The organism is Cytobacillus oceanisediminis (assembly GCF_007830235.1).
GTDB lineage: Bacteria > Bacillota > Bacilli > Bacillales > Cytobacillaceae > Cytobacillus > Cytobacillus oceanisediminis.
This window is the reverse complement of sequence record NZ_VLKI01000026.1, coordinates 1-15,819: the sequence shown is the minus strand read 5'-3', so window position 1 is coordinate 15,819 and position 15,819 is coordinate 1. Positions and strand designations below refer to the sequence as shown.

The following is a 15,819-nucleotide window of genomic DNA, read 5'->3' as shown; positions in this document are numbered from 1 at the left end:
TTTATATATTATTATTTTGAATATATCATAGCCTATATTTCATCAGCCTACAAGGAAGGGGCATATATGGAAAAAATAACAGTTGGGACAATGCTTGTATGGAAAACTTCTTTAGTCATTTTAAGACTGAATGTTTTTATCCATCTTCATTCAAAACAACTCAAGAGGTTATATATGCCTTAAATAAATACATGAGATTATATAATCATCAACGTTTTCAAAAGAAATTAAATAACCTGAGCCCATATCAATAGAGGACTCAGGCTGCCTAATTGTGCTTTATTATTACTAGTCTACTTTACAGGGGTCACTTCATAAATAAGTGGTTTCTTTTTAACCTATATCTAACGGGGTTCTCTTCATCATAAACTCAGCTATGTGCTGCCGGGCTATCAGTCCATTATCTAGCAATCTGATAAATCCTGGACTCAAAAGGTCTTAAAATCATCTTACTATCCGATTCATCATTAGCCATAGATGAATAATTCCACAATAAAAGCTCTTTGTCTCTTACACCTAGTTTTTCTGGCCAGTTAACCTTATTTATATTTTCACTGTGATTTAGAACAATCAACCAGGTGACTTCATCTAAAGTTCTCGTGTAGATATAAAGCTCCAAATTGCCCTCTGACAAATCATCATAATCACCATAAACCATAACCTCATTCTCTTTTCTCAAGGCAATGAGCTTTTTATAGTAATGAAGAACAGAATCTGGATTTTTCAGTTCCTCTTTTACATTGATGACTGTGTAATTAGGATTGACTTTTATCCAGGGCACTCCCTTTGTGAAGCCAGCGTTTTCACTGACATCCCATTGTACAGGCGTTCGCGAGTTATCTCTGCTGAGAGGCTGAAGGTCTCTAAGAACCTTATCTGGCGCTTCACCAAGCCCGACTTGCTCCCTGTATTTATTTTTCATGGCGATATCTTGATAATCTTCAATGTCCTCGAAACAAACCCCCGTCATTCCAATCTCTTCCCCTTGAAAGATATATGGAGTTCCAGGCAAGGTATGAACGAGGGTTGCAAGCAGCTTGGCAGATTCTGCACGATATTTTCCATCATTCCCATACCTCGTAACCTGTCGGGTATGATCATGATTGTTTAAAAACTGGGAATTCCACCCTTTGCCTTTTAATCCTTCATACCATAGCTTTTGAATTTCTTTATACCTCAGCATATCCCAGACCCGCATATCATCTGCCACTTGAAAATGAAACAAAGTATGCAGTTCGTTTCGGTTTTCTCCGACATATAATAAGCCATCTTCTGGGGTAACAAACGGAATTTCACCAACGGTCATGATATCATAATACCGTAGCACTTCCCGGTTCATCTCCTGCAGATATTCATGAATGCCTGGATTATTCCCCAAGTACGATAAATCATATGGGTCTTCTGCATCTTTATAGCCTTTTTCTTTGGCTAACAGGTTGATAACATCCATACGGAATCCGTCTATCCCTTTATCCAGCCAAAAGCGCATGATCCGGTAGATTTCCTCGCGTACTTCTAGATTTTCCCAGTTCAGATCAGGCTGCTCCGAAGCAAAGGAATGAAAATAATATTGCCCTGTTTTCACATCCCATTCCCAAGGGGATGGAGTAAAGTAGGAACGCCAATTATTAGGTTCCTTCTCGTCTTTTGCATCTTTCCAAATGTACCAGTCTCTTTTTGGATTGTCCTTTGAAGATCTCGATTCCAGAAACCACGGATGCTGGTCAGACGTATGATTGACGACCAAATCCATAATGATCTTCATCCCCAGCTTATGAACTTCACTTACCAGGCGCTCGACTGTCTGCATATCCCCCGCTTTTTCCATGACCTTATAATAATCCGAAATATCATAACCATTATCTTTGTCAGGAGACTCATACATTGGATTCAGCCAGATGACGTCAGCCCCAAGCTCTTTAATATAGTTCAATTTTGACAGCAGGCCTTCCAAATCGCCTATTCCGTCTCCATTTGAGTCATAGAAGCTTCTCCAATATACCTGATAAACAACAGCTTCTTTCCACCATGTTTTTTTCAAGCCTATCCCCGCTTTCCATCGGCCGCTTTAGCTGCGATGCCTCATACTGATGAAATACTTTCACGAATGAAGCAATTCTCTTTTAATAAATTAGCTCTTAATTCAGCTGCATTTAGCGATTTAGGGTGAATGCCCTGGTTTACGGACATTGCTGCTGCCATTCCGGCTGCCTGCCCCATGGCATAGCATGTTGGCTGTATGCGCAGAGAAGAATGGGCTTCATGTGTAGAGGAGATACATCTGCCTGCTACTAAAAGGTTATCGAAGACCTTCGGAAGCAAACAGCGATACGGGATATCATACCATTGGCCCTTCGGAAGAATCACCTTCTCAGTACCTGCTCCTGTGGGATTATGAATATCGATCATATAAGAGCATGAAGCAATGGCATCATCAAATCTACGGCATTCCAGAACATCATCAGCTGTTAAAACATATTCCCCCATGATCCGGCGTGATTCACGGATGCCAATTTGAGGTCCTGTTGTGACTAAATAAGAATTTTCAAATCCTACTACATTCTCCTGCATATATTCGACAATTTCTTTTATTTGTTTTCTGCCTTCAATTTCAGCTCTAGTTAAATCATCTACATTAAGGGCATCAACATTTACAATTCGAGTCATGTTGATCATGACTTCTCCATCACGGGGCATCTTGAAGAACAAAACCCTTCCCTGCGGCAGTCTTTCATCTTCTACAGCATACTCACAAGCTTTTTTTCTATTCGTTACTCCGCCCATTTTGAACATAATGCTGGCTGGCTGGCATTGCCCATCCGATTCCCGGCCAATCTTGAATTCTGCTCCTGCTCTTGCTGCTAAGTCTCCATCACCTGTACAGTCAATAAATGTTTTAGCTCTTAGCATTTGCCGTCCAGATTTACTTTCGATGATGATTCCTTTAATCACATTTGCCTCTGTTACAGCATCGACAACAAAAGAATGGAATTGCAGACGAACGCCGCTGTCGAGCACCATTTCATTTAAAACATATTTATATATTTCAGGGTCAAAGGACCAGGCATGGCCAGCTCCGCCAAACGCTCCTGCTTCCTTCAAGCGATCAATCATCTCCTGGAAGATTCCCTTAACGAGCTGAGTCTTTCCTGAAGAGAAACTCATAAATGGGTTAACAAGCGCTGCCGAACCCATACCACCTAAAAATCCATTCCGTTCAAGAAGAATGGTATTACCCCCCTTCCTTGCTGAAGCAATAGCCGCTGCTACCCCAGCCGGGCCGCCTCCTGCAACGATTACGTCTGCCGTTTTCGAGATCTCTATGTTTTTTACCTGTGTATACATTTCCATATTCTTTGCCTCCTATCCCTTTACTCCTGAAGATGCGATTCCCTCTACCAAATAACGCTGAAAAACAATAAAGATTAAAGCAATTGGAATCATGGACAGCGCTGACGCTGCCATTAATAGGTTCCATTTAACTTCATATTGCCCCTGGAACTGGGTCAATGCGACTTGAAGAGTCATCATATCAGGTGAATCCAACATGATTAATGGCCATAAAAATTCATTCCAGGCTCCAAGAAACGTTAAGATTCCCAATGTCACTAAAGCAGGTTTCGTTAAAGGCAAAATAATCTGCCAGAATATCCTAAATTCTGAGCACCCGTCGATGCGGGCTGCTTCCATCAATTCTGTTGGAATCGTACTCATAAACTGACGCATCAGAAAAACGCCATAAGCATTTGCAACAAGCGGCAAAATAACAGACCAATATGAATTCAATAAACCGATCTTTGACATCATCAGAAAAATAGGAATCATGATTACTTGCATCGGGATCATCATCGTCCCAAGAAATAACAGGAAGAGAACTTTCTTGCCCATAAAGTTAAATTTCGCAAATGTGTAGCCTGCTAACGAGCAGATAAACAGGGTAATAACAGTTGTTAAAACCGAAATGATCGAAGTATTAATAAAATATTGCGTAAAATCACCCGAGCCCCATGCTTCTACAAAATTTCCCCAATTCGGATCTTTAGGAAGGAAGGTCGGAGGGCTCGTGAATATTTCATTATTCGGTTTTAAGGCACTCAAAATCATCCATACAAATGGTACGAGCATTCCCACTGAACCTAGTATTAAAAAAGCATATAAAGGAATACGTTTTAACAAATTTCTGCTTTTGCTGCTCATGGAAGGTCCCTCCTAGAATTCACTATCAGATTTAAACATTCTCATCTGCACCAGCGTTAAAATAAACAGAATGATAAAGAATACATACGCTGCCGCCGATGCATATCCCATATCAAAACGCTGGAATGCCTCTTGATAAATGTAATGAACCAGAACCATCGTGCTGGTTCCAGGCCCTCCGCCAGTAATAACATAAGCCAGGTCAAAAATTTTGAAGGATCCGATTAACGTAATAATCAGCACAAAAAGGGTTGTTGGCTTCAAGAGCTGGACAGTAATATGCCAGAACTTCTGCCAGGAATTAGCCCCATCAATTTCCGCAGCTTCATAGACACTGCTTGGGATGGCCTGCAGACCTGCAAGGAATAACAGCAAGTTGCTCCCTAACCCTTTCCAAATACTTACGATAATAAGAACAATCATCGCCTGATCGGAATCAATCAGCATGTTCTGCAGCGGCAAGCCAAGTTTCTCAAGCAGATAGTTGATAAAACCGTAGCTCGGGCTAAACATCCATTGCCAGACTAAACCGACTACAACCATGGAAAGGACGACCGGAAAGAAAAAGGCGGCCCGGTAAAATCCTAAACCTCTTATCTTTTGATTCAAAAGCACCGCAATAAATAATGCGATGGCCACTTTTAATGGAACAGAAAGTGAAAAAATAAGTGTATTCTTAATCGAGGTCCAGAACAATGGATCTTGAAATAAACGCACATAATTATGAAAGCCTACAAATTCGGGTGTTCCAATCATGCCCCATTGGTGGAAACTCATATAGAATGCAAATAAAACCGGGAAAAATAAAAACAGAGAGAAAATAAGAAGAACAGGTGAAATAAAACCAATCGGAGTTAATTTTTGTTTCCATTTATATTTTTTTGCCTCAGTATGATTGTGTTCCCCTTTAACCTCCATTGACTTGACCAAATCCATGTACGATCACCCCTGGAATTAGAAAGGAGGGGAAGCCCCCTCCATCCTTAATTATTTTTTCAGCACCGAATTATTAATCTGCTCTTCCATTGATTCAGCAGCCTCTTCAGGAGATTTTTCTCCTAAAATAACCGATTGCATTTCACTTGTCAGGATTGACTTATAGCCTAAATATTCAGGAATAGAAAAGTCCTTAACGGCATATTCCGGAACACTATTAATCTCGTTAATAATCACTTTCATACCTCCAGCAATATCCCCGTAGTCAACAGACTCCTGTGCACTTGTTTTGGTAGGGACTACGCCTTCTTTGGCTGCAAATTCAGCCATTTTCTCTTCACTTGTTAAGTATTTCATTAGCTTGATGGCTTCTTTTGGATGCTTTGTATCCTTAAAAGAAACAATATTTGCTCCACCAAGTTTGGTAGCCGTTACTTCTTTTTTCGGCAAGTATGTTACCCCATATTCAAAATCCTGAATGTCATTTTCAAATGAGTTAATTAATCCTGAGAATGTAATAACCATTGGAAGCTGACCCTGTTTGAAAAGCTCATCAGCTTTTTCAGAGCCAATAAATGACTCTTTAGATGCTAAACCTTTATCAAATAATGATTTAAAGTATTCAATGGACTCAATGGATGACTTTGAGTTGATTCCAGATGACTTTTGGTCCTCACTCAGCACAGATCCTTTGTTTTGATAAAGGAACGGAAGAAATTGTGAAACATCATTTCCTGTGCTGACGCCATATTTTAAGTTATTAGCACTTTTGACTTTTTCTGCAGCTGCAGCGAAATCCTCCCAGTTCCATGTTGAATCAATGGTCTCAGGTGTTTTTACCCCAGCTTTTTCAAAAAGATCTTTGTTATAGAAAACGGAAATGCTGTCTGTAAAATGCGGGACTCCGACAATTTTATCCCCGTTCTTTACACTTACAAGCGCTGATGGGAGAAAATCAGCTTTCTCTTCTTCTGAAAGGTCACCTGAAACATCCAGCAGCAAATCCAGATTGGCATAACGCTGCGTTGCGAGAACAGGTGTGTACAATAAATCAGGTGCTCTGCCGCCTGCGATCATCGTTTCAATTTTTTCAAAGAATTGGTCTAAAGGGATTTTTTCAACATTTACTTTAATGTCTGGATTCTCTTGTTCGAATTCTTTAATTTGTTCAACTAAAGTAGGGCTGTCATTATTGAGAATGAAACGCAGTTCTGTTTTTCCATCTTCACTGCCTCCAGCCTCGGATCCCCCGCCTCCGCAAGCGCTTACAAACATAGATAAAATAAGAACAAAAGAGAGCAGCAATGACATTTTAAATTTTCTTAACATCTTAATCCTCCTTAAATTCATTTCTATTTTTATAATTTTTTACATGAACTATTTTTAATAAATTGAAGATCAATAAAATTAGCCTGAGAGACATCATTTCCTTCTAATAATGAAATGGTCATTTTCGCTGCCTGCCTGCCTAGATCAATCTTTGGGATTCTTATAGTGGAAAGTTCAAGCCCTATAAAATCATTAAATTGTTCATTCAGCTCCTGATTATCATCAAAGCCAATGACAGAAATGTCATCTGGAATTCGGAGCCCCTCTTCCTTAATCGCGGTAGTTGCCCCGATGGTTGAATAAGTATTGTTTATGATGACAGCTGTAGGCTTCTGCTTGAGCAATTCTTTCATCGCATTATAACCATCCAATTGAGTTTGGCTCTCTTCAAAAACAAGCTGGGGGTTATAGACAAGATTGTGCTTATATAAAGCCTCCTGGTATCCAAGCAACTTATCATAATCCGGCTCTATCATTCTTGATTGTCCAATAAGTCCAATTCTTGTATGACCCAGCTCAATTAAATATTCTGTCGCCATTTTGGTTCCTTTGATATAATCCGGCGAAATAAAATAAGGGTTAATTCCTTCAATTTCCCTCTTTCCAACAAAAACATATGGGAAGCCCTTTTCATGAACATTTTTAATATCATTTTGATTGATCTTAACTCCCATAAAAATAACACCGTCTACAAAGCTTGAGTGAGTAATTCGGTCGCTGTATGACTGTTTTTCACTATTGGCAAAGATCAGCAAGTCATATCCGAGTTCAGAGGCACCTTGTTGTACGCCATTGATAATTTCATTATAAAAAGCAGGATGTACACCTTTTTCGCTATACACAACAAGCCCGAGGATGTTGGTTTTTTTCCTAGCCAAACTTCTGGCAATCAAATTAGGCTGATAATTAAGCTCTTTAATCGCCTTTAATACCTTTTGCCTGGTTTTGTCGGAAACTTTTCCGCTGTTATTGACTACTCTCGATACGGTCATGTTTGAAACACCCGCAGCTTTTGCCACTTCTAATAAATTTGGCGTTCGGTTCACTTGCATCATCCTTTTTAAAGCTTTCTCTTCAAAATGTTAACGTTAACATTTTTGTTTAAAAAAAATCACTGTTTGAACCGCATTAATGTTAGCGTTAACATCATATTATTCCTTTCATTCATGACTGTCAATATAATAATTAAAAAATATAAATATTTTTAATACGAATAGTTCCTTTTAATAAAAAGTGCCTGTATCCTGTTGCAGTAAGGCTTCAGGAAACAGGCTCAACCTTTCGAAATGAAATGCTAGAGGTTTTCACTAAGTAAATACTTTTTCCGAAGTTAAGAGCTTTTTATTTGGAACAGGAATGTTCAATCCAACAGATCTAAAACGACTGCTTCTTAACAATTGTTGTTTATAAAAAAACACATATTTTCTGCGTGTTCAGGAGTTCCTATCCTGTCTATAAATTCCAGAAAGGCGATTCACTCCGGAATTTTACTGACCTTCAAATATCTCAATCGACCCTTCCCGGCGAACCGGCAATCGTTGAACAGCAGTTTTGTAACAATTGCGATATGTGAAATACAATTTCGATCGGCATCCTGACGCCGTAACCGGCATCAAATGAAGCAAAATCGCTCGCTGTTCCGGAAATGGCAACCGTAATCGGAACTTCATAGCACCCAGCCAATGACGAAGCAATTTTTCGGCGTTTATGACCTGAGGTTGAGAATTTTTTTCCATTCCTCTATCCCCTCTGCATCAACAAAATGTTCGCTTGGAGACGCCGGACGTCTGCGGCCTTTGTGGGCTGGTATGTCAACACTAAACTAGACAACTTTTTTAAGGTGTTCCTTTTTATATTCAATTGGGCTTAAATAGCGCAGTGTTCCGTGTATTCTTATATGATTAAACCAATGGACGTAATCATCTAATTCCAACTTCAACTGTTCTAAACTTTCAAAATATTTACCTTTTATAAATTCTGTCTTGATAATCTTAAATGTGGCTTCGGCAACTGCTTTATCATATGGGCATCCTTTCATGCTCAATGACCGTTTAATTTCGAATGTATCTAGTGCTTCATCAATCGTCTTGTTTTAAATTCGTTGCCTCGGTCGGTGTGAAAAAGCTGAATTTCCCTGAGGTCCGCTTTAATAGTTGATAAGGCTTGATATACAAGTTCGGTATTTTTGTGAGGGCCTGCACTGTGGCCTATAATTTCCCGATTATATAGATCAACAAATAAACATATGTAATGCCATCGACTTTCGACTCTTACATATGTTAAATCACTTACTACAACAGTTAATTCCTTTTGTTGATCAAATTTCCTATTTAACTCCTTTTCAACTTTAGATTCAGTACATTTATCAACATGAGGCTTAAACTGAGCGACTGTATATTTAGATACTACTCCATTCTCTTCCATGATTCTGCCAATCCGTCGTCTTGATACGACTATTCCAAGCTTTTTTAACTCATGTTTAATTTTACGAGTACCATAGTTCTGGCGGCTTTTATGAAATATATCGATAACGGTAGCCGTTAGTTCATCCTCTGATTTTGATTGCTCTTTTGTTTCATAATAATAGGTACTTCTCGGCAGTTGTAGGACTTCGCACATTGCTGATATCGAGTATTTGTCACGGTTATTTTTAATCACATTTACTTTCGTCCTATTATCAGCGCAGCTTGCTTTAAAATAGTATTCTCCATCAATAAACGTTGATTTTCTTTATGAAGTTTGATCAACTCTGTTTCTTCTGGTGTTCTATTATCCTTCTCTTTAAACGAACCAGATGTTTGACTTTGTTTAACCCATTTATCCAATGCCGAAGGCGTTAAATCATATTCACTAATAATATCTTTTCTACGTTTTCCACTTTCCTATAACTTGACCATTTGAGCCTTAAATTCAGGAGTAAATGTTCTTCTGGCTTTCTTCATCTTTAAATCTCTCCTTAACGAATAAGATGTAGTAGACTACAAAAATAGTGAGATTATGCAAAAACTTGACATGGAGCCTCCGCGGGCATGCTTTCCCGCTCAGAGAGCCAGCTGTTAATTACACCTGGCTCGCCAACAAGGCTAGCACACCCGCCACTCCATATAAAGTTTCTAAAACGGATCACTTATGTTCACTAGCAGTATATCCAGAATTGGTAGTTAGTCTACTTGACCTTAATTTTATTGTCCAGTTAAGTGTAGCCGATTCAGTACTAAACAATGATATGGCAGCTACAATCAACCTCACCCTTCTTCGGGAAATCCTCGTCGAATATGCTAAACTTTTTTCACTCCATTTAACCGAAAAAAGACTGCCTATAATACACTAAAAAAGCTAATCGATTAACGACGATTAGCTTTCTTTATATTACTGATTGGCTTTCTTTACCCTCTCAGCGATGGTTACTGTACGTTTCGCTTGATGTTTTACAGCTGCTTGAACATCTTCAATCATTTTTCCATCCTGGCCAACTGTAACACTTGTTCCATAGGGATTACCACCTGCTCCAAAAATAACCGGATCAGTATAGCCAGGAGCAGCAATAATCGCACCCCAATGCATCATGGAAGTATATAAGGATAAAAGTGTGGCTTCCTGTCCACCGTGTGGGTTCTGGGCAGATGTCATGGCACTTACGACTTTATTGACAGTCTTACCAGTCGCCCACAACTCGCCTTGAATATCAAGGAATTGCTTCATTTGTGAAGGCATATTCCCAAATCGGGTTGGAACGCTAAAGATAATTGCGTCTGCCCATTCAATATCGTTTCCAGTTGCGACTTGAACGTCCTTCGTTGCTTCTACAGTTGATTTCCATACATCATTTTTCTCGATGATAGATGCCGGGGCTAATTCTTCTACTTTTAGAACTTTTACCTCAGCTCCCGCTTCTTTTGCTCCTTCTTCAGCCCACTTTGCCAATTGATAGTTTGTTCCACCCATGCTGTAAAAAATGACTGCTAATTTAACATTTGACATTGCTTTTGTCTCCTTTATAGATGAATTTCCAAATAACTTGGATAGAAAACCCATTTTCATAAACCTCATTTCCTTAATTTAAATAAACAGTTCTTCTCTCTTTTGAGTCTCTTTTAAAAATTTATTGGTCAATGGATACGAATTTACTTCCATTGATTGCAAGAAATAGCGATGGCTAAAATGGCCAGATCCAGCTCACAGCCCGTTGGCCATTTCCTAACAAGCCAACTGCTATTTACCGATCCAATCATGATGATGCCAATTAATGCGGACACAACTCTTGTTCCCAATCCAATGATCAAAGCGATGCCGCCAATTAATTCTATACCAGCTACAACATAGGCCATAAATCCTGGCAGGCCAATACTTTCAAACCGTCATATAGTATTCCCTATTCCACCTTGGAATTTAACTAAAATATGAATCAAAAATATAAAACCTAATGTTAAGCGTAATATAAACGCCCCTAACTCTTCTTTTAAAGTAATTAATTTAATACCACGATAATATTCTTTATTTTAATGAAAACGAACATTTTCTATACCACTTTGCAGCAGCCTCGACCTCTGCAGCAGTAAGTTAATGTCCCCTGTTCTCCCAATGAAGCTCTGCATAAGCGTTGGCCTTTTCCAGCATGGAGTGCAATTCTTTCGATTCCATTGGTGAACAAATCGGATCATTAGTACCGGCAGCGATAAACACATACTTTCCAGTCAGATCAGGAAGTTCAATTCCTTTTCTGGGCACCATTGGATGATGAAGAATAGCCCCTTTCAATGCATTTTGATAATGGAACAGTAAACTGGCTGCTATATTCGCACCATTTGAGTATCCAATGGCAATAATATTATCTCTGTCAAAACTATACCTTTCAGCAGATTCATCAAGAAATTCATTCAATTCTTTTGTACGGAATATTTAGATCTTCCTCATCAAAAACACCTTCAGCCAATCTGTGGAAGAAACGGGGCATGCCATTTTCAAGAACATTCCCTCTGACGGTTAATATGGAAGCTTCATCATCGATTCTTCCTGCAAGGGGCAGCAAATCTAACTCATTGCCTCCTGTTCCATGCAGCAGTAATAAGGTCGGTTTTGAAGGGTTTATCCCTTTTTGAAATATGTGCTTCATCATTTACCTCCTTTTATTTAGGAATCTCTACAGCAGGTAAAGTCTCTTCCAATTCTCCCCTCCTGGATTCCAGCCATGAAGATAACATAAGGCTGCTGCCAAGTACCTTTAGTGGTTCGTCAACCGTAAATCCTGGAGGGTCTGTCGCGATTTCGAACAAAATGCCGCCTTCTTCATGAAAGTAAAGTGCTTTGAAGTAATTACGATCCAGAATTTCGGTTAGATAATAGCCCTTCTCCAGAAGAAAGTTTCTCCACCTCATATGGTCCTCTTCATCTTTCGCTCTCCAGGCAATATGATGAACTGTACCAGCCCCCATCAATCCTCGAACAGAGGGGGTAAGTTTTATATCGATTGTATTTCCAAGTTCGGCTTCTGATTTAAATCTTAAGAATCCCTCTTCTTGACCATGGCATTCAAGCCCTAATACATTCTCTAGTACTTCAGCCGTTTTATTTGGCTTTGCAGAAATCAGGGTTGCTCCTCCAAATCCTTTAATGGCAACCTCTGGATGAATGTCTTTCAAAGTCCATGTATTCAAAGGCCCCTCAGACCGCTCTACCAGTTCGATTTCAAGGCCGTCTGGATCCTGGAATTGCAGGTAGGTTTCACCGTAGCGAACCGTTTGTATAAAATTAACACCAAATTTACTCAGCCGTTTTTTCCAAAATTCAATTGATTGATCAGGGATCACATAACTGGTCACTCCGACCTGACCCGTTCCAATCCGTCCATTTAGCTGCTTCTCCCACGGGAAGAAAGTCATAACCGTCCCAGGATCACCATTTTTATTTCCGAAATAAAGATGATAGACTTCCGGCCGGTCAAAATTAATCGTTTTTTTTCTTTAAGAGTGAATTAAATTCTACTTGGGTCTTTCGATAGAAAACATTTCGCCAATCTTTGCATATTTGATGCCAGCCAAACGGCTCACTGCAGCAAGCCCCCTTGGATCAATTCTTCCTTTTTCATAGATGTTTTCATCAATATGAAATTGAACAACTTTTCCAATGATAAGATCACAGCCAGGCGTATCCGTACCCCCTAATGAAAGCGATTGTTCCAGGGTACATTCCATACGGATTTTCGCTTCCATCACTCCAGGTACAGAAATTTTCCTACTTTCAGCTGGAGTTAATTGTGCTAATTCTATTTCACTTTGATCAGGAGGCAGAGCTGCTGCTGTCTTATTTATTTTTTCTACATTCTCCTCATCGACAATATGAACAACAAATTCCTTTGTGCTGATAATATTTTTGGCCGTATCCTTCTGTGTTCCTTCATTTCTTTGAATCGCTAAGGATATCATTGGGGGATTTGATGTCACGATATTGAAATAACTGAATGGTGCCCCATTCAACACACCTTCATTTGATATAGTTGTTACAAAAGCAATAGGCCTTGGTATGATGCTTCCTATTAAAAATTTGTAATTTTCTCTTTCACTATTGTCAGTTGGGTCAATTGAAAGCATAGCGGGCATCACCTCTTTTAAATTCAATCCAATTCTCTGACTGTAAACGGAAGCAGAACACTTTCTATGTTTTCCCTTTGTGGCTCATATTGTTCAGGCAGCATTAATTTCCCGCCCAATGTTTCCCGGGATTCATCATGGGCAAACCCTGGAGGATCTGTAGCAATTTCAAATAAAATTTCCCCATGTTCCCTAAAATAGATAGCATTAAAGTAGTTTCGGTCTTGAACTGGTGTAACCCCATATCCATTATCGGCAACATATTTTTGCCAATCCAATTGATCCTGATCATCAATAGCCCTCCAAGCAATATGATGCAAGGTTCCCACACCCATTCGCCCCCGTCCAATTGGAGTTAATTTAAGATCGACGACATTTCCAATATCAGCAGAAGAACGGTAACGGATAAAATCTCCTTCCTGACCTACAACTTCAAGTCCCATAATGTTTTCCAGCAGATCAGCAGTCTTCGCTGGCTGAGTTGATAAGAGAGTTGCTCCACCGAATCCTTTTATAGCTACTTCAGGGGTAACCTCCCCGAAAGTCCAGGAATTCACATCCCCTTCTTCTCTTTCAACAATCTCCAAATGAAGTCCATGAGGATCATCAAATTCCAAATATTGCTCTCCGAAACGTTCCATTTTTGTATAAGGAACTTTAAATTTTTCAAGCCTTTCTTCCCAAAACTTCATGGCACCTGCCGGAACGACATACGAAGTAACTCCTACCTGGCCATCGCCAATAACCCCTTGACGGGCACCTGCCCAAGGAAAGAAAGTAATGATTGTTCCTGGCTTGCCGCCCTCATTTCCAAAGTAAAGATGATAAGTGCCCAGATCATCAAAATTGACCGTTTGCTTGACTAAACGCAATCCCAAAACTCCAGCATAGAAATCTACATTCTCTTGAGGATGGCCTACAATTGCAGTTATATGATGAATCCCCATTGTTTTTTTATCCATATTTTACACACTCCTTCTAAAATTGGATTGATTATATTCTGTAACCACTGACATGCTTATGATACCCAGGTAATTATTCTGCTTTCATTTTTGCTTTTTAATTCACTTAATACTTATAATGAAATCTTCATCACAGTTTAGAACAAACACAAGTATTCAGCCCATATTGTTGTTTTACTTATAAATTTTGCCGGCTGTGAGCAGTAAGATTTCCAACGGAGAGAATGAGAGCCCCTTTAGCCTGTGGGGTTCCCGCTTTTCTCAATCCCCATCGCTACTATCAATTCAGTTATACAATGTATATAGAAGTTGAAAAGGGACAAAAATTCACGAAAAGCCTGTTTTAAAGAAATTCTAATTCTAGATAGTTTAAAATAAAAAGAAATCCAATGCATATCGACCTGGGCCAATTAATGCGATACCAATGGCTACAGAGATTAAAGTTAAGTTATATTCAGTTCCTACAATCATTAATGCTGCGAGAGGTGTTAAAAATCCTAATGCAAACAAAATTCCCCCGATTAGTTCTGCTAATCCTGCGGAAAGGGCCATCATTACTCCCGGCTTCATCCCAATGGATTCAAACCAGCCTCCGGTTCCTTTTAATCCATGTCCCCCAAACCACCCAAACAATTTTTGAGCACCGTGACCAATGAATAATACGCCTATTACCAGCCTAATAATTAATAAACCTACGTCCATCATTTTTAATTCCTCCTAATTTTATTTATCTCGAGTTTGAGATAAAATACAAAAATTTATTAATTTTATCTTGCCTTTTCGAGAAGTTGAACTATGATTCTTCTGCACTTAAAGATCTAAACATATCGTCAATTAACTCCTGATGTTCCAGCATAACTTTCTCCATTCATTACCTTTATCTGTTAAACTGACGTGTATAGCTCTGCGGAAAATTCCATATCAAGACAGAATTTATAAAAGGTAAATATTTTGAAAGTTTAGAACAGTTGAAGTTGGAATTAGATGATTATGTCCATTGGTTTAATCATATAAGAATACACGGAACACTGGGCTATTTAAGCCCTATTGAATATAAAAATTAAAAAAGTTGTCTAGTTTAGTGTTGACATACCAATACGTTATCTACACTTTGCTCTTACATATATGAGTATAAAGTTTTTCATATTTTAAAAATGTTAGATGGCTAACATTTACAGATCTCATCATAATATTTTGGGGCTTTTTATTTTATCAATATAAAAAAACATTTCCTCTAAAGAAGAAATGTTCAGACTGTAGGAAAACTCATTAAATTGAGTTTTCCTACAGTCTTTTTGGATTTAAACTTGTATTAAGAAAATCTTGAGGTGATAAATATGCTTTCGAAACTTCATCAAGGGGTGTAGTCTGTCCAAAATGAAGTGGAATTCATACCTAGACTGTTCAGGATAACCACCTAAGGAGTTATCTGAAAGTGGACCTAACTTTTTTCAATTTGTCTTGGTATTTGCACCAGAACCGGTCTTGATAAATTTCAAATCCACACTTTCTAAACAAGCCCCTTTTTGTATAAGAAAATAATAGTCCATATTACGATTTTACTAATTTAGGCTGTGTCTCTTTTATTGTATCAGGATATATTAAAGAGAATACAATACCAGCGATTAAGCAAATAAAGAACGTTGCAGCTTTTGCTGATAAAATCGATTCAAGCGATGAAAGCGGCCAAACGATAGCACTGACAAATCCGACAATAATCGTGGCGATAACACCCATACCTGAAATACGCTTCCAGAAGAAAATTAATAAGATAATAACAGAAAATGTATTCCCAATACCTGCCCATG

General features: G+C 38.8%; 14 protein-coding genes and 4 pseudogenes. 2 read left to right on the top strand and 16 right to left on the bottom strand.

Annotation, left to right across the window (positions count from 1 at the left end; all coding sequences use genetic code 11):
• Positions 1–20 precede the first annotated feature (20 nt).
• Positions 21–254 (top strand): IS3 family transposase, encoded by a 234-nt coding sequence (locus tag IQ19_RS29350; protein WP_415803205.1) that lies wholly within the window; start codon positions 21–23, stop codon positions 252–254.
• 146 nt (positions 255–400) lie between these two features.
• Here IQ19_RS29350 and IQ19_RS24710 read toward each other — a convergent pair whose 3' ends face one another.
• From IQ19_RS24710 to IQ19_RS24640, 15 genes and pseudogenes are all read right to left on the bottom strand, one after another.
• Positions 401–2,041, bottom strand: a complete 1,641-nt coding sequence (locus tag IQ19_RS24710) for a glycoside hydrolase family 13 protein (protein WP_144546104.1) — start codon at positions 2,039–2,041, stop codon at positions 401–403.
• 41 nt (positions 2,042–2,082) lie between these two features.
• A complete protein-coding gene (locus IQ19_RS24705) occupies positions 2,083–3,351 on the bottom strand; it encodes an FAD-dependent oxidoreductase (protein ID WP_144546102.1) in 1,269 nt (422 codons plus the stop codon).
• A 12-nt stretch (positions 3,352–3,363) separates the two neighbouring features.
• On the bottom strand, positions 3,364–4,197 hold the full coding sequence (locus tag IQ19_RS24700) for a carbohydrate ABC transporter permease (protein WP_144546100.1): 834 nt from the start codon (positions 4,195–4,197) through the stop codon (positions 3,364–3,366).
• Between the two features lie 12 nt (positions 4,198–4,209).
• Positions 4,210–5,133, bottom strand: coding sequence for a carbohydrate ABC transporter permease (locus IQ19_RS24695; RefSeq protein ID WP_199749551.1), 924 nt, complete (start codon positions 5,131–5,133; stop codon positions 4,210–4,212).
• Positions 5,134–5,184: 51 nt separating this feature from the next.
• Positions 5,185–6,462 (bottom strand): ABC transporter substrate-binding protein, encoded by a 1,278-nt coding sequence (locus tag IQ19_RS24690; protein WP_158638905.1) that lies wholly within the window; start codon positions 6,460–6,462, stop codon positions 5,185–5,187.
• Positions 6,463–6,491: 29 nt separating this feature from the next.
• Complete coding sequence (locus tag IQ19_RS24685) at positions 6,492–7,508, bottom strand: LacI family DNA-binding transcriptional regulator (RefSeq protein WP_158638903.1); 1,017 nt, start codon at positions 7,506–7,508, stop codon at positions 6,492–6,494.
• Between the two features lie 460 nt (positions 7,509–7,968).
• Entirely contained in the window at positions 7,969–8,145 is a 177-nt protein-coding gene (locus tag IQ19_RS27880; RefSeq protein WP_158638901.1) for a hypothetical protein, read from the bottom strand.
• 139 nt (positions 8,146–8,284) lie between these two features.
• A pseudogene (locus IQ19_RS24680) lies at positions 8,285–9,404 on the bottom strand (IS3 family transposase).
• Positions 9,405–9,831: 427 nt separating this feature from the next.
• Positions 9,832–10,443, bottom strand: coding sequence for an NAD(P)H:quinone oxidoreductase (gene wrbA, locus IQ19_RS24670; protein WP_144546094.1), 612 nt, complete (start codon positions 10,441–10,443; stop codon positions 9,832–9,834).
• Positions 10,444–10,586: 143 nt separating this feature from the next.
• Positions 10,587–10,790 (bottom strand): DoxX family protein, encoded by a 204-nt coding sequence (locus IQ19_RS29185; RefSeq protein ID WP_338422705.1) that lies wholly within the window; start codon positions 10,788–10,790, stop codon positions 10,587–10,589.
• A 232-nt stretch (positions 10,791–11,022) separates the two neighbouring features.
• A pseudogene (locus tag IQ19_RS24660) lies at positions 11,023–11,575 on the bottom strand (alpha/beta hydrolase).
• A 13-nt stretch (positions 11,576–11,588) separates the two neighbouring features.
• Positions 11,589–12,341, bottom strand: a complete 753-nt coding sequence (locus tag IQ19_RS24655) for a ring-cleaving dioxygenase (RefSeq protein ID WP_144546092.1) — start codon at positions 12,339–12,341, stop codon at positions 11,589–11,591.
• Between the two features lie 99 nt (positions 12,342–12,440).
• Entirely contained in the window at positions 12,441–13,049 is a 609-nt protein-coding gene (locus IQ19_RS24650) for a flavin reductase family protein (protein WP_144546090.1), read from the bottom strand.
• 23 nt (positions 13,050–13,072) lie between these two features.
• Positions 13,073–14,011, bottom strand: a complete 939-nt coding sequence (locus IQ19_RS24645; RefSeq protein WP_144546088.1) for a ring-cleaving dioxygenase — start codon at positions 14,009–14,011, stop codon at positions 13,073–13,075.
• 369 nt (positions 14,012–14,380) lie between these two features.
• Positions 14,381–14,716: a DoxX family protein gene (locus IQ19_RS24640; protein ID WP_144546086.1), complete on the bottom strand. Its 336-nt coding sequence runs from the start codon at positions 14,714–14,716 to the stop codon at positions 14,381–14,383.
• A 215-nt stretch (positions 14,717–14,931) separates the two neighbouring features.
• Here IQ19_RS24640 and IQ19_RS24635 point away from each other — a divergent pair.
• Positions 14,932–15,075: pseudogene (locus IQ19_RS24635) on the top strand (IS3 family transposase); the annotation flags it as partial.
• Between the two features lie 487 nt (positions 15,076–15,562).
• Here the strand turns inward: IQ19_RS24635 and IQ19_RS24630 are convergent.
• Positions 15,563–15,819 (bottom strand): annotated as a pseudogene (locus IQ19_RS24630) (sodium/proline symporter); the annotation flags it as partial.